The 14,470-nt window shown below is 46.2% G+C and carries 13 protein-coding genes and 1 riboswitch; of the genes, 9 read left to right on the top strand and 4 right to left on the bottom strand.

Going from position 1 to position 14,470, the window contains the following annotated elements:
• Positions 1 to 18: 18 nt before the first annotated feature.
• The 3 genes from ACR8BL_RS07835 (at position 19) to ACR8BL_RS07825 (ending at position 2,855) form a co-directional block, all read left to right on the top strand.
• Positions 19 to 705: an MOSC domain-containing protein gene (locus ACR8BL_RS07835; RefSeq protein ID WP_434752084.1), complete on the top strand. Its 687-nt coding sequence runs from the start codon at positions 19 to 21 to the stop codon at positions 703 to 705.
• Positions 706 to 786: 81 nt separating this feature from the next.
• Positions 787 to 1,665: an ROK family protein gene (locus tag ACR8BL_RS07830; protein WP_434752083.1), complete on the top strand. Its 879-nt coding sequence runs from the start codon at positions 787 to 789 to the stop codon at positions 1,663 to 1,665.
• A gap of 188 nt (positions 1,666 to 1,853) precedes the next feature.
• Positions 1,854 to 2,855: an HRDC domain-containing protein gene (locus ACR8BL_RS07825; RefSeq protein ID WP_434752082.1), complete on the top strand. Its 1,002-nt coding sequence runs from the start codon at positions 1,854 to 1,856 to the stop codon at positions 2,853 to 2,855.
• Positions 2,856 to 2,956: 101 nt separating this feature from the next.
• Here ACR8BL_RS07825 and corA read toward each other — a convergent pair whose 3' ends face one another.
• A complete protein-coding gene (corA, locus tag ACR8BL_RS07820; protein WP_434753047.1) occupies positions 2,957 to 3,892 on the bottom strand; it encodes a magnesium/cobalt transporter CorA in 936 nt (311 codons plus the stop codon).
• A gap of 459 nt (positions 3,893 to 4,351) precedes the next feature.
• Positions 4,352 to 4,476, top strand: a riboswitch (SAM riboswitch).
• A gap of 126 nt (positions 4,477 to 4,602) precedes the next feature.
• On the opposite strand from corA, the gene metA reads away from it, so the two are divergent.
• The 6 genes from metA (at position 4,603) to ACR8BL_RS07790 (ending at position 11,548) form a co-directional block, all read left to right on the top strand.
• A complete protein-coding gene (metA, locus tag ACR8BL_RS07815; RefSeq protein ID WP_434752081.1) occupies positions 4,603 to 5,520 on the top strand; it encodes a homoserine O-acetyltransferase MetA in 918 nt (305 codons plus the stop codon).
• A 24-nt stretch (positions 5,521 to 5,544) separates the two neighbouring features.
• The gene (locus ACR8BL_RS07810; RefSeq protein ID WP_434752080.1) at positions 5,545 to 6,729 is read left to right on the top strand and encodes an aminotransferase class I/II-fold pyridoxal phosphate-dependent enzyme; all 1,185 of its coding nucleotides are present in this window, start codon (positions 5,545 to 5,547) and stop codon (positions 6,727 to 6,729) included.
• Positions 6,726 to 7,907, top strand: coding sequence for a trans-sulfuration enzyme family protein (locus ACR8BL_RS07805; protein ID WP_434752079.1), 1,182 nt, complete (start codon positions 6,726 to 6,728; stop codon positions 7,905 to 7,907). The genes ACR8BL_RS07810 and ACR8BL_RS07805 overlap by 4 nt, the downstream gene beginning before the upstream one ends.
• 204 nt (positions 7,908 to 8,111) lie before the next feature.
• A complete protein-coding gene (mqnC, locus tag ACR8BL_RS07800) occupies positions 8,112 to 9,248 on the top strand; it encodes a cyclic dehypoxanthinyl futalosine synthase (RefSeq protein WP_090919848.1) in 1,137 nt (378 codons plus the stop codon).
• A gap of 315 nt (positions 9,249 to 9,563) precedes the next feature.
• Entirely contained in the window at positions 9,564 to 10,538 is a 975-nt protein-coding gene (locus tag ACR8BL_RS07795; RefSeq protein WP_434752078.1) for an aldo/keto reductase, read from the top strand.
• Positions 10,535 to 11,548, top strand: a complete 1,014-nt coding sequence (locus tag ACR8BL_RS07790; RefSeq protein WP_434752077.1) for a zinc-binding alcohol dehydrogenase family protein — start codon at positions 10,535 to 10,537, stop codon at positions 11,546 to 11,548. Before ACR8BL_RS07795 ends, ACR8BL_RS07790 begins: the two co-directional genes overlap by 4 nt.
• Positions 11,549 to 11,667: 119 nt before the next feature.
• On the opposite strand, the gene ACR8BL_RS07785 is transcribed toward ACR8BL_RS07790, so the two are convergent.
• The 3 genes from ACR8BL_RS07785 to ACR8BL_RS07775 all read right to left on the bottom strand — a co-directional run bounded on the left by ACR8BL_RS07785 (position 11,668) and on the right by ACR8BL_RS07775 (position 14,427).
• Complete coding sequence (locus ACR8BL_RS07785) at positions 11,668 to 12,573, bottom strand: YitT family protein (protein ID WP_434752076.1); 906 nt, start codon at positions 12,571 to 12,573, stop codon at positions 11,668 to 11,670.
• A gap of 116 nt (positions 12,574 to 12,689) precedes the next feature.
• Positions 12,690 to 13,928 carry a cation:proton antiporter gene (locus tag ACR8BL_RS07780; RefSeq protein ID WP_434752075.1) on the bottom strand — a complete coding sequence of 413 codons (1,239 nt, stop codon included), beginning with the start codon at positions 13,926 to 13,928 and terminating at the stop codon, positions 12,690 to 12,692.
• A gap of 4 nt (positions 13,929 to 13,932) precedes the next feature.
• Positions 13,933 to 14,427, bottom strand: coding sequence for a cation:proton antiporter regulatory subunit (locus ACR8BL_RS07775; protein ID WP_434752074.1), 495 nt, complete (start codon positions 14,425 to 14,427; stop codon positions 13,933 to 13,935).
• Between the last annotated feature and the right edge of the window lie 43 nt (positions 14,428 to 14,470).

Raw genomic sequence — 14,470 nt, 5'->3', positions numbered from 1 at the left:
CAGGAGGTATGATGCGACATGACATTTATACCCGAATCGATAACTGAAGAGGGCAGCACGGCAGTTCTGGCAATTAATGTAGGGCAGCCTAAGCCACTGCCTGGTCAGAAGCATGAAGTGTTGAGTGGTATCGTGAAACATCCTGTCTCCGCCCCGTTGTTTCTGTCATTCACTGGAATGACTGGAGATGCCCAAGCGGATCTGGTGCATCACGGTGGTCCAGATAAAGCGGTCTGTGTATACGATCATAGTCGCTATTCGTCGATTGAACAGCTTATAAATCGTAAGCTGGAGTGGGGGGCATTCGGAGAGAACCTTACCGTTACAGGCTGCACAGAAGAAGAGGTTCGCATTGGTGATGTATTTGAACTTGGCGATGCGCAGGTGCAAGTCAGTCAGCCGAGACAGCCATGCTTCAAGCTTGGTGTAAGATATGATTACAAGGAGTTGCCTGTCTATTTTCAGGAAAGTGGGCATACCGGCTTTTATTTTCGAGTATTGCAAGAGGGAGAGGTGGGGCCAGCATCGCGTTTCAGAAGAATTCGCACAGATGCTGTATGCATGACGATTCTTGAAGCTAACCGGATTATGCATCAAGGGAAGCAGGATGTAGAAGGAATCCGGGCATTGCTGGCTATTCCGGCTCTTTCAGACAGCTGGAGACAGACGTTGTTACAGAGGCTGAGCAAGCTTGAGAGTAACTGAGCCGTACCGCAGAGACTGAGCTATTTTTATTGAGGCATTCGAGTTTCTTTATTTTAAAACCAACGTAGGAGTGAGATCATCATGACAGTTTTAGGTGCGATTGAAGCAGGTGGAACCAAATTTGTATGTGGCCTTGGCACAGAACATGGGAAGGTTCTGGAACGGGTAAGCTTCCCTACGACTACACCGGAAGAGACGATGGCTCAGGTCATTTCTTTCTTCGAAGGCAGAGGCATTGAAGCGCTGGGTGTCGGTTCATTCGGTCCAATTGATCCTATCGAGGAAAGTCCAACCTATGGTTACATCACAACAACACCGAAGCCGCATTGGGGACAGTACAACATGATTGGCAAACTCAAAGAACACTTTGATGTACCCATGACGTTTGACACCGATGTGAACGGAGCTGCTCTGGGTGAAGCCACTTGGGGAGCCGCACAGGGACTGGATAGCTGTCTGTATATAACGGTAGGTACAGGTATCGGTGCAGGTGCTGTCGTTGGTGGTAAAATGGTGCATGGATTGTCTCATCCAGAGATGGGGCATATCATCGTACGAAGACATCCTGAAGATTCATACGAAGGGTTTTGCCCATATCACGGGGATTGCCTGGAAGGTCTTGCTGCCGGTCCTGCCATCAACAAGCGCTGGGAACAACCTGCTTATGAACTGCCAGCAGATCACAAGGCCTGGGAGATTGAAGCGCATTATCTCGCACACGCGCTGATGAATTATGTGTTGATTTTGTCCCCTCAAAAAATTGTGATGGGTGGCGGAGTGATGAAGCAGGAGCATCTGTTTCCGATGGTTCGCAGCAAATTGCAGGAATTACTCGCTGGTTATGTGCAGCACCCTTCTCTTCATGCTGGAATTGACGCGTATGTTGTTCCACCAGGTCTGGGAGATAATGCTGGCTTGTGTGGTTCACTGGCACTGGCGAAATTAGCCTTGGCGAAATAAATGCTTCAGGGATTGACGAATTTTACCAGTGTGGTATGATATGAGTAACAGCATAGTACGGTTAATGAGGAAGCACCTCTCTTGCAATGATTTTGCAGGAGGGGTGCTTTTTTGTGCTGCCTGGACACAGCGACAGAGAGTACTTTTGTTAATCGGACAGGCTGTAACGCCAAAGGAGGGAACAAACAATGGAAGTCATTTTCATGAACAAATTATCCAGAGTGTCGGAGCAGAATGAGGAAATTGCTCAGTTATGGATTGGTGAGGAGGAGAATATCTGGCATCTGGGATGGAGTCAATATGAGGCAGGCGATCGAGAGGATACGATGTGGTATGAAGGAACTTCGTGGGAGGAATTGCTACATATTTATCGTCATCAGCTTGCGATGCAGATGAGCGAAGGATATCGTCCATTAATGCATGGTTTGTATCATGAGAATGAGGATCTGAAACTGCGCAGTTATGCGGGCCAGCGTCTGCATTGTTTTAGTGAATTGTACGGAAACGAGCAATTGTATGAGGAGCTGTGCACATGGCGCAGACAAAAAGCGGCTTCAGATCGAAAGGCTCCTTATTTTGTAGCGACGAATCGTCTGTTGCGGCTAATCAGTGCTTTTATTCCACATACGATGGACGAGCTGATGCAGCTACCGGGTGTTGGTGAGAGTAAAGCCGCAGAATACGGGCTGGAATGGCTGGAAATGACAAGTGGGATCGAACGTTCAAGACCCTTCCCGCTGGACTGGGTGTATACCGTACTGAACGAGGAAGAATATGAAAGCTGGTTATACAAGCAAAAAGAACAAAAATACAAGCAGGAACTGGATAAATTCATCACACGTAAACATGTGCTGGAAGGAATGAAAGAAGGACAAACCATAGAAGCAATCGTGACACGATCCGGATTATCCCGCCGGGAATTAATCGAACTGCTGGAGACGCTGGATCTGGAAGGCTATGATACGGATTCTTTGCTTGATGTAGAACTTGCTGTAATGCCTGAGATTGAACAAGAGGCAGTATGGAATGCATATGAGGAGTTGGGGGATACGTTTCTGAAGCCTGTGTTACATAAAGTTTATGGAGGAGAGCGTCCCGAAGGAGGAAGCTTGGAGCAGGTGTATGAGCGGTTGCGTATGATTCGTATTCGTTTTCGCAGACATGTTGAAACCGAGCGTAATGCAGGTTAGTTTTGAGAAGGATGCTTAAGTAAAAAGACGAAGCGGTTCCTGTGAAGGAGCGCTTCGTCTTATTCAATGAATGGTATGACCTTGCGGATATATCTGGAATTTCAGATCCAATCTTTTTTGCGGAAAATGAAGAACATAGTCAGACCTAGTGTAACCATCAGGCCAATAACCGCATAATAACTATATTTCCAGTGCAATTCAGGCATGTTATCAAAGTTCATCCCGTATATTCCCGTAATCACGGTCAACGGCATGAACACCGTAGTGATGGCGGTAAACACCCTCATGATCTCATTGGCCCGGTTGGCAATACTGGACTGATAGGCTTCTCGCAAGTTGCCCATCAGATCGCGGTATGTTTCGAACGTTTCCGATATTTTTACGGCGTTCTCATAGATGTCACTGAAGTATTTCTGCAGCTGATCATCAATAAGACGCAGATCTTTTTTGTTCAGTGTGTTGATGACCTCTTTTTGAGGACCCAGCACCTTTTTAAGCCACAAAATTTCGCTTCGCAGACCGATAATCTCATTCAGATGTGACTTTTTGGTATGCATCAGAATGTCTTCCTCAAGTTTCTCAATGCGCGCCTCAATTCGATCTCCAACGGTAAAGTAATTATCTACGATCAAGTCAACCAGCAGATAAAGCAGGCGATCAGGGCTGCTGATCTCCTGTTCCCAGAGAATAGGCTTCAATGTACGTAATTCGCTGATCTTTTGTTTCGTAACCGTGATGATAAAATGTCTGCCGAGAAAGAGATTGAGTGCTCTCAGGAAAATTTCTTCATCATCAAAACGAATGCTATTAATAACGATAAAATAATGGTTCTCATAAATTTCAATCTTCGGACGCTGCTCCTCATCACTCAAGCAGTCCTCCACAGCCAGATCATGCATGGAAAAGAGCGGCTGAAGTACAGCCAGATCGTCCACGTCCGCATCAATCCAGTAAAATCCTTCCGCTGGTGGAGTCAGCGCTTGCTGAATGTCATCCACCGGGATAAATACACCATTGTTAACCAACCGGATTTTCATGTTATCTACTCCTTCTGCACCCGCCATCTTGGCGGATTTCTTCATTAATATGGGCGCAAAAGAACAGATCAGCCGGTCGGCAGCGGAGCCTGGTAATCAGGGCTGTACTGCGTTCATCAATCTATAATCAAACGGAAGAAACGTCCCGTTGCCGACATGCTGATGTCAATTCTCTATGCAGTTGTTCGGAATTCGACTGCCAGTTGGGCCTCGGGTCGCCATCCATTTAATATGTCACCTCTCACATAAGGGTTTATAAACACTTGTATAGTATACCCCTGGTCCAGAGTGCTTTCAAGCGCAAAAATGTGTCTATTTCGCGCTCTGAGGCAGTGTATGAAAACAGAGGATGAACGGTTCCGAGTGCAGACCCAAATCAAACAACTGCATCTTGACGTGAGGGCGGTAATGTTTTAAAGTAAAAGTTAATATATTTGAATTATAATTGAATACAGCGAAATCTTATCAAGAGTAGGTGGAGGGACCAGCCCGATGAAACCCGGCAACCGGCGATATAACGCACGGTGCTAATTCTTGCAGCGACCAAGCACCCTTGTGGTGCTGTTGTAACTGAGAGATGAGAGAGGCGCATATCTGTTTACATATGACCTTTCTCGGAATCCGAGAGAGGTCTTTGTCATATGCCCCAACTTCTCAGAGCGTGATTTTGTACCCAATGCGACCTACGAAAAAGGAGGAGTCCACTTACCATGCCAATTAAAATTCCGGATACACTGCCAGCAAAAGAAGTGCTTGAGGGGGAAAATATTTTCGTCATGGACGAATCATCTGCGTACAAGCAGGATATTCGACCGCTACGTATAGCCATACTTAATCTGATGCCTACGAAGGAAACGACCGAAACGCAATTGCTGCGTCTGGTGGGTAACACACCGATTCAAGTCGACGTTGTGCTGGTGCATCCCAAATCTCACACGTCCAAGAACACGTCCCAGGAATATTTAGATCTATTTTACAAAACGTTTGATGAAATCCGGCACCGTCGTTTTGACGGTATGATCATTACTGGTGCGCCGGTGGAGCAAATGGATTTTGAGGACGTGAACTATTGGGAAGAAATTCAGGAAATTTTTGAATGGACCAAAACCAACGTGACCTCGACGATGCATATATGTTGGGCATCACAGGCAGGTTTATACCACCATTTTGATGTACCCAAAGTTCCTCTGGATGAAAAGTGTTTTGGCGTATTTCCACATACGACGAACAAATCTCATGTTGCATTGATGCGTGGGTTTGATGAAGTTTTTAACGTTCCACACTCCCGCCATACCGAGGTAAGACGCGAGGATATTGAGAAAAACGATAAACTTGAGATCTTGGCTGAGTCTGAGGAAGCAGGAGTATTCCTCGTTGCGACCAAGGACGGGAAGCAAATTTTTGCGACAGGACATGCCGAGTATGATCCATTTTCATTAAAATGGGAATATGATCGTGATATTGCCAAGGGATTGGATATTGCGCTTCCGAAGAATTATTATCCAAACGATGATCCATCCCGTGTACCTCCAGCTACATGGCGTGCACATGCTAACTTATTATTCTCTAACTGGCTCAATTACTATGTGTATCAGGAAACGCCTTACGATATTGGCCCACAAATCTAATCGAGATTACAGGAGGATACAGTAATGGATGATAACAAGTTGAAAATGGAAAGCCGTCTAGCTCAAATTGGGTCCATCAATGAACCGGTAACAGGTGCTGTTAACTTTCCCATCTATCAATCCACTGCGTTTCGTCACCCGAAGCTGGGACAAAGCACGGGGTTTGATTACATTCGTACAACGAATCCAACACGTAAAGTGCTTGAGGAAGCAGCTGCGGCGCTTGAGTCCGGAGATGCAGGTTTTGCCTGTAGCTCAGGTATGGCAGCGCTGCAAACGATCTTTGCTTTATTCAGTCAAGGGGATCACCTGATCGTTTCTCTTGACCTGTACGGTGGTACATATCGTCTGCTTGAACGGATTTTGTCCCGGTTTGGTGTAACAGCAAGTTATGTGGATACCAATGATCTTGCAGCACTGGAGGATATTCGTCAGCCGAATACAAAGGCGGTATTCATCGAGACACCAACGAATCCGCTCATGATGATTACAGATGTGGAAGCCGTTGCTTCTTGGGCTAAAACGCACAACCTGCTGACCATTGTGGACAATACGCTTCTAACCCCGTTCTTCCAACGTCCGATTGAACTCGGAGCCGATATCATCATTCATAGTGCGACCAAATATCTGGGTGGACATAATGATGTACTCGCTGGATTAATTATTACCAAAGGTGAGGCCTTGTCTGCTGAGATGGCATTCCTTCATAACTCCATTGGAGCCGTGTTATCGCCAAGTGATTCCTACCAATTAATGAAAGGCATGAAAACGCTGGCTCTACGCATGGAACGTCATGAGTATAATGCACTCACCATTGCAAAATTCCTGTTGGAACATCCGGCTGTTGCCGAGGTGTTTCATCCGGGGTTGTCCGATCATCCTGGATATGAGATTCAGCAGAAGCAATCCTCCGGGAATACAGGTATTTTCTCTTTCAAAGTGAAGGATGCACGCTATGTAGAACCATTGCTGCGCCATATCGAGTTAATTGCATTTGCTGAAAGTCTCGGGGGTGTAGAATCACTCATGACGTATCCAGCAGTGCAAACTCACGCGGATATTCCACTTGAGATTCGTGACGCAGTTGGAGTGGATGATCGTTTGCTTCGGTTCTCGGTAGGCATCGAACATGCAGAAGATTTGATTGCTGATCTGAATCATGCGCTACTGGCAGCACAGCAGGAAGTTGAAGGGGGCGTAACCTCATGAGCGAATCCAACAACAATAAGCCCAATTCGCCCGAACTGAAGTTTGATACTAAGTTGCTTCATTTTGGGGATGAGATTGATAAAACAACAGGTGCTTCCAGTGTACCGATTTATCAGGCGTCCACTTTCCATCATTTTGATATTTTCAATCCGCCGCAACATGATTACAGCCGTTCAGGTAACCCTACCCGTCAGGCGCTTGAAGATTATATTGCGTTGCTTGAAGGTGGGGTTCGCGGATTTGCATATTCGTCAGGAATGTCTGCAATATCCAGTGTGTTCATGATGTTCTCCGCAGGAGATCACGTGATTGTAACGGAGGATGTTTACGGAGGAACGTATCGCCTGTTGACGACTATACTAAGCCGGATGCAGATTGAGACTACTTTTGTGGATATGACTGACATTGAACAAGTCAAAGCAGCACTTAAACCTAACACCAAGGCCGTGTATATGGAGACACCCTCCAACCCGACCTTAAAGATTACGGATATTGCGGCTGTGACGTCCTGGTCTAAGGAACACGATTTGATTACAATTTTGGATAACACATTTATGACACCGTACTATCAGCGTCCGATTGAGCTTGGCGTAGATATCGTTGTACATAGTGCTACGAAGTTTCTCGGCGGTCACAGTGATGTGCTGGCAGGTTTGGCTGTTGCGCGTACAGATGAACTGGGCAGACAGTTGAAACAGCTGCAAAATGGACTTGGAACTGTTCTGGGAGCTCAGGAATCCTGGCTGCTGATGCGCGGCATGAAGACACTTGGCGCACGGATGGCTCATAGTGAACAGAGTACAGCCAAGCTGGCTGCCTGGCTCAACGAACGTCAGGATATAACAGCTGTGTATTACCCTGGACTTGCGGATCATCCGGGTCGTGAGGCACATGAGCGCCAGTCTACAGGGTACGGAGCGGTTGTATCGTTTGACGTAGGTTCAGGGGATCGTGCAAAGGCCCTTCTGAATCAGGTGAAACTGCCCATTGTTGCAGTAAGTCTGGGAGCAGTCGAAAGTATTCTTTCGTACCCAACGATGATGTCTCATGCGGCTATGCCGGCAGAAGTTCGACATGAGCGCGGAATTACCGATGGGTTACTGCGTTTCTCCGTAGGGCTTGAGGATATTGATGATTTGATTGCCGATCTTGAGCAGGCTTTGCAGGCCACTTTATAAGTTGAACGAAATTTAAATGATTTTACATGTCAAAATTTTAAGTGATTTTTGAAGCACCTTTTCATAAGGTGCTTTTTTTCACATGTAACCTGTGTTACGATATGTGGAGTACAGAAATGCGATGTTGCAGCCAGGACTTGCTTTTACAAACAAGCCGGGACGGATTGTCGTATTATTTTCTCTTTACGAGGGAGGCTTTTTACGATGAGTACGGTAGACCGTATCTTAGATAAAGCCCTTCGGGGCGAACGTTTGGACTTGGAAGACACGATTCAGTTATTTGAGTCGGACGAAGTGGATAAAATCGGGGCAGCTGCCAATGTGATCATGAAACGTATGCACCCTGAACCATACAGAACATTTGTCATTGGGCGTAACGTCAACTACACGAATGTGTGCGACGTATACTGCCGTTTTTGTGCTTTTTACCGCAGACCTGGGTCAGAAGAAGGGTATGTTCTGCCCGATGAAGTGATTTTCCAGAAAATTAAGGAAACGGAAGATGTCAACGGAACCGAGATTCTGATGCAGGGCGGAACGAACCCGAATCTGCCTTTCAGTTATTACACGGACTTGTTGAAGGCAATCAAGGAACGTTTCCCGAATATTACGATGCACTCCTTCTCGCCAGCTGAGATTATGAAAATGGTTGAAGTGTCTGATGGTCTTACGCTGGAAGAGGTTGTACGTGCCATTCATGAGGCTGGACTGGATTCGCTGCCTGGTGGTGGAGCAGAGATTCTTGATGACCGTACACGCCGCAAAATTAGCCGTCTGAAAGGCTCATGGCGCGACTGGATGGATGTTATGCAGACCGCTCACCGGATCGGGATGAATACAACCGCTACAATGGTAATTGGTCTGGGTGAATCCATGGAAGAGCGTGCGCTGCATCTGATGCGTGTGCGTGAAGCACAGGATGAGTGTATTGCTAATAAGTATGACTCCGAAGGCTTCCTTGCCTTTATTCCGTGGACATTCCAGCCGGATAATACCAATCTGAAGCTGGAGCGTCAGACTCCACAGGAGTACCTGAAAACGGTAGCGATTAGCCGTCTGGTACTGGATAATATCAAAAACATTCAATCTTCCTGGGTTACTATGGGACCTGAAATTGGCAAGAAATCGCTCGAATTCGGCTGTAATGACTTCGGCAGCACGATGATTGAAGAGAACGTTGTGTCCTCCGCAGGAGCAACGTACAAAGTAAATATTGAATCCATTCTTCGTCTGATTCGGGAGTCCGGTTACATTCCGGCACAGCGTAATACCCGTTATGATATTCTGCGTATGTTTGATGAAGAAAGCATTGTGCCTAAAGATTTCGTAATGCAGAACTAATATTTACACTTATAGTTATTATGAGTCCGTATCGTATTCGAACACTATAATGTGAAATGAATCGTACTCGTTCCGCAAAAAAAGGGATGAAGCAGGTCAAACCTGCTTTGTCCCTTTTTGTCTTGCGTATTCATTGCAGGTACACGTTATCTTGTTGCGGTGTCAACTGTAGTGAAGTAGTTTGTTGTCTTTTTAGTCAGGAACAGAGATCATCAAAGAGTACATATTACGCATTTAACGATATGTTATATTGATTCTTAACTGATACAATGGAGGGACAGTTGTGTAGTCAAACCTGCTGGGAGGAACGAATCGATGAAAATAAGAAAACTTGGAAAGACAGCACTGGACGTACCTGTTTTAAGTTTTGGCGCATCCTCACTGGGTTCTGTATTTCGTGATATTGATCGGAACGAAGGCATTCGTACCGTTCATGCAGCGATCGATGCAGGCATGAATTATATAGACGTGTCGCCTTACTACGGTTTAACCAAGGCGGAGACAGTACTTGGTGAAGCGATCCGAAGTTTGCCGCGCAGCTCTTATATGTTATCTACCAAAGCCGGACGTTATGGCGAAAATGAGTTTGATTTTTCACGCAAGCGTATTCTGGATAGTGTGCAAGAAAGCTTGGCAAGGCTGCATACGGACTATCTTGATATTTTATTTTTGCATGATATTGAGTTTGTAGCTCCTGGGATTATCATTGAGGAAGCTTTTCCGACGCTGTTAGAACTGAAAGAGCAAGGAGTGATTCGTTATGCCGGAATCTGCGGGCTGCCACTGCCTTTATTTGAAAAGATGCTGCCTCAACTGAATGCGGATGCGATTATCTCCTATTGTCATTATGCCTTGAATGATACGTCGTTGGTGTCGTTATTGCCATTGCTTGAGGAAAAAGGGGTTGGACTTGTAAACGCTTCCCCGCTCTCAATGGGACTTTTAAGTACACGCGGAACGCCAGACTGGCATCCGGCAGGTGTCCGGGTGAAAGAGCTTTGCTTGAAAGCTGCACGTTTCTGTGAGGAACAAGGCAGTAATATTGCCAAGCTGGCTGTGCAATTTTCCACAGCGAATGAACAAATACCGACGACACTCGTAAGCAGTGCAAGTCAGCAGAACATTATTAATAATGCGGCTTGGGTTGAGGAGCCTTTGGATCAGCAGCTATTGGAAGAGGTACTACGTATTCTGGCTCCATTAAATAATGAAACTTGGCCGAGCGGACGAGCCGAATATAACGTGCACAGCAATATAACGTCCAACGCATCTAAGGGGGATCAAGGATGAGAGCTATCGTATGTGAAGAAATGGATCGTCTGGTGCTTCAGGAGTTGCCACAGCCAGTAAGAGCTGAAGGAGAAGCGTTAGTCGCTATTCAGCGAATCGGCATCTGCGGTACGGATTTGCATGCATATAAAGGTAATCAGCCATTTTTTACGTATCCTCGTATACTTGGTCATGAACTTGCAGGCATCATTGAAGAGATTGGTCCTAATGAGGCTGGTTTACAGCCAGGAGATCAAGTTAGCATTATTCCTTATCTGCATTGCGGGCACTGTATTGCTTGTCGTTCAGGTAAGACAAACTGTTGTGCATCCATGCAGGTTATGGGCGTACATGTGGACGGAGGCATGAGAGAACGGATCACAGTACCTGTCTCTCATCTGCTGAAAGCGGAGGGATTAACACTGGACGAGACAGCTATGGTTGAACCGCTTAGCATTGGGGCACATGCCGTTCGCCGAGCTGCACTGCAACCAGGGGAGCGTGTTGTTGTTATTGGCGCTGGCCCCATTGGACTTGGTGTAATGGTCTTTGCCAAAGAAGCAGGAGCATATGTCATTGCGGTGGATCGTAATCTGGACAGGCTGCAACTGAGTCGAACCTGGGCTGGAGTAGATGAGACTGTGCAGGCGGACGAACAGGCTTTACAGCGAGTATCCGAGATCACTGGCGGTGACTATGCAACGGCTGTATTTGATGCGACAGGTAATGTGCATTCTATGAATGGGGCTATTCCGTATGTGGCGCACGGAGGACAGTTGATTTTTGTTGGGCTGGTGAAGGCAGATATTACGTTTCATGATCCCGAATTTCACAAACGTGAGATGAGTATGCTGGGTAGCCGGAATGCAACGCGTGAGGATTTTGAACAGGTACTCTCGACGTTGCGTGACAAAAAACTAAGCATGGATGGTTACATCACACATCGAGCACCATTTGATGAGTTGCCAAACGTGATGGACAAATGGCTGTTACCAGAATCACAAGTGGTCAAAGCCATTGTAGAATTATAATTTTCATAATTTAAGGGATAATTGAAGAAACGCTCTCTTCCGAGGCGATGAGCAAATGGAATCCAATCCATCGGTTCATCGGGGATGAGAGCGTTTTGTATTTGTTTTGCTAGTTATTATTATTTTTCTGGATTCGATACAATACCTGCATGGGGGTCAATATGCCGAACAATGGACTTTAACCAGATCATCTCCAGAAAGTGTACTTCGTAATAAAGGGTCCCGGGAATCTGTCCGATCCAGGCTTCCGTCCCGGCGATTGGGGAAGTCTCAAGTGTAGGATCGAGTCTTCCTGGTTCCCTGCGCAGGCGATTGCGTACAGCTTTTTCAACTTGAGTGCTTTGTGTGGTCAGAATGCATATTTTGCGTTTGGGGGAGAACCCCCGGAATGCAAGGTACACCATTTCATAGGCAATCAGATAAGCGATGACAGAATACATGGCCTGATCCCAGCCAAAAACAACACCAGCAGCTGTGAGGATGATCAAGTTAAGCAGCATGATTATTTTTTCGATAAGCATCCGTTTCCCGCTAAAAACACGTTCAGGTGGCCGGGAGGACGGATCACCGATTTCCAGCGTATCCAGTGTCCCTCCATACCGAACAACTAGCCCGATCCCGAGCCCCAGGCATAACCCGCCAAACATGGCAGCAGCCAAAGGGTGCTCGACGAGCGGCGGCATGGGATGTAGCACGATGGCACCGATCGAAAAGACAACCAGACCCAGAACAGTAACCAATACAAACTTTTTCTTCACGATTTTGTAAGACAGGAATATAAACGGAACATTAAATAAGAACAAGAACAGGCCGATTCGAAGCTCAGTCCAGTGTGCAAAAAGGGACGAAATTCCCGTTATGCCGCCAATAATAATTTTATTGGGGTGTAGAAACAACTCAAGTCCCACGGAGGCCAGTACTCCGCCAATGATGACCAGAAATAGATTCAACCAGGGACGGGATGGCGATATGCTGCTTTTAGCAGTGCGTGGCACCGGATTAGCCGATATCAGAGGTGTTTTCACAGGTCATCCTCCTTCAGTGCGGCCTCGAGCCATTCTCCCTGGGTTCTTCACAGAAAGTTCGGCGTGCAGCCGCTCAGTTGCTACGATCAAAGGTCTGCTCAGCACAGACATCTCACTTATCCTTCTTTCTGCAGAACTTTAGGTTCCTCTTTTTTCTTGCGAGGATCTTTGAACTTGAATATTTTATCCAAAATACGGAATACATGTTTGGACTCTTTGGTGAGCAATGGTCCAAGTATAGCCAGAATCAATACATACAGCGCAGCAAACGGTTGGATTAATGGTAACAGTCCACCAGCCTTACCCATGTTAGCCAAAATAATTGAAAATTCACCACGGGATACAATAGTTAACCCGATATTCGCAGATGCTTTTGGTGAAAGTCCTGCACTTCGTCCAGCTAACATACCCGCAAGGAAATTACCAAACAGTGTGATAACGACAGCGATCAACGCGAGCCAGACTGCCTCACCGCCAAGGGACAACGGATCAATGGACAGACCAAAGCTGAAGAAAAAGATAGCTCCAAAGAAATCACGGAACGGAAGAATCAGGTGTTCAATTCGTTTAGCATGCTCCGTTTCCGCAAGCACAAGGCCGACCAGCAATGCACCAATCGCTTCAGCGACATGAATGGTCTCGGAGAAGCCGGCTACAAGAAACAGTGCCCCGAAAACAACTAATGAGAATAATTCATTGGAACGAATTTTGAGCAGTTTATTCAATAATGGTGTCGCTTTGCGTCCGATAATGATAACAACAAGCATGAAGCCAAGAGCAATGAGTGCGGACATAATCACGCCTCCGATAGAGGAGGAATCACTAAGTACAAGTCCAGAAAGGATAGATATATATACGGCGAGGAATACGTCCTCGAACATAATAATACCCAAAATCATTTCGGTCTCGGGATTGGCTGTTCGTTTCAAATCAACGAGTACCTTGGCTACAATGGCACTGGAGGAAATCGTTGTGATCCCCGCGATGATGAGTGCTTCAGCGGCTGGGAAGTCGGAAGCAAAACCGAACACTAATCCGAGTGTGAAGTTAATCCCGATATAGATCGAACCGCCAACAACGATCGAGCGACCCGATTTGACTAAACGGCCAACTGAAAATTCCAGTCCCAGATAAAACAACAGGAACAGAATACCGATTCGACCCATAAAGCTGATGAAAGGCTGACTTTCAATAAAACGGAAATCCAGATGCCAGATTTGCATGGCATGTGGTCCCACAGCCATCCCGATCAAAATATAGAACGGAACAACTGAAAATCTTAGTTTTGCGGATAAAAGGCCGGCTGCTGCAATCAGCACAAGTGCCAGACCCACTTCAAAAATCAAATGATCCATCAAGTTACCCCCTTCCCGTCAGGAGGAGGGACTTGAAAAGCTTCTGCTGGTTGCGTTCGCCAACGGCAACTACTGTAGATTCTGAGCTAATCACAACCTCCGGACCTGGGCTGATGTGTTTTTTATGATTTTTCTCCACAACGGCAATGACCGTTGCGCCAGAGTTTTGACGTACATTTAACTCACCAATGGATTTGCCAATGCATCCAAAGGATGCTTCGATTTTGTACCATTCGATAATCAGATCGTCAAAAGTGACCTCAATATTTTCAAGCTGTTTCGGTTTGTACGTCAATCCGCCAACGATGGCGGCAATCTGTCTCGCTTCATTGTCATCCAGTGTAATCATGGAGATGCTTTGATCTGGATCATCATATTCAAAATGGTACATTTCACGTCGTCCATCGTCGTGAATAATAATGACGATTTTATCACCGCTGCTCGTTTCAATTTGAAATTTTTTGCCGATTCCCGGCAAGTCTGTTTCGCGTACATCCATGGATAGTATGCCTCCTTAGTGATTGAGGCTGGCCATAGAAGGA

The organism is Paenibacillus amylolyticus, assembly GCF_051136285.1.
Classification (GTDB): domain Bacteria; phylum Bacillota; class Bacilli; order Paenibacillales; family Paenibacillaceae; genus Paenibacillus; species Paenibacillus amylolyticus_F.
The sequence above is the reverse complement of the archived record's forward strand: the minus strand, read 5'-3'. Positions and strand labels throughout refer to the sequence as shown.

What these genes read in the sequence shown, in the direction of transcription:
- ACR8BL_RS07835 (WP_434752084.1), top strand. Translation starts at nt 19, where the DNA reads ATGACATTTATACCCGAATCGATAACTGAAGAGGGCAGCACGGCAGTT.
- ACR8BL_RS07830 (WP_434752083.1), top strand. Translation starts at nt 787, where the DNA reads ATGACAGTTTTAGGTGCGATTGAAGCAGGTGGAACCAAATTTGTATGT.
- ACR8BL_RS07825 (WP_434752082.1), top strand. Translation starts at nt 1,854, where the DNA reads ATGGAAGTCATTTTCATGAACAAATTATCCAGAGTGTCGGAGCAGAAT.
- corA (WP_434753047.1), bottom strand. Translation starts at nt 3,892, where the DNA reads ATGAAAATCCGGTTGGTTAACAATGGTGTATTTATCCCGGTGGATGAC.
- metA (WP_434752081.1), top strand. Translation starts at nt 4,603, where the DNA reads ATGCCAATTAAAATTCCGGATACACTGCCAGCAAAAGAAGTGCTTGAG.
- ACR8BL_RS07810 (WP_434752080.1), top strand. Translation starts at nt 5,545, where the DNA reads ATGGATGATAACAAGTTGAAAATGGAAAGCCGTCTAGCTCAAATTGGG.
- ACR8BL_RS07805 (WP_434752079.1), top strand. Translation starts at nt 6,726, where the DNA reads ATGAGCGAATCCAACAACAATAAGCCCAATTCGCCCGAACTGAAGTTT.
- mqnC (WP_090919848.1), top strand. Translation starts at nt 8,112, where the DNA reads ATGAGTACGGTAGACCGTATCTTAGATAAAGCCCTTCGGGGCGAACGT.
- ACR8BL_RS07795 (WP_434752078.1), top strand. Translation starts at nt 9,564, where the DNA reads ATGAAAATAAGAAAACTTGGAAAGACAGCACTGGACGTACCTGTTTTA.
- ACR8BL_RS07790 (WP_434752077.1), top strand. Translation starts at nt 10,535, where the DNA reads ATGAGAGCTATCGTATGTGAAGAAATGGATCGTCTGGTGCTTCAGGAG.
- ACR8BL_RS07780 (WP_434752075.1), bottom strand. Translation starts at nt 13,928, where the DNA reads ATGGATCATTTGATTTTTGAAGTGGGTCTGGCACTTGTGCTGATTGCA.
- ACR8BL_RS07775 (WP_434752074.1), bottom strand. Translation starts at nt 14,427, where the DNA reads ATGGATGTACGCGAAACAGACTTGCCGGGAATCGGCAAAAAATTTCAA.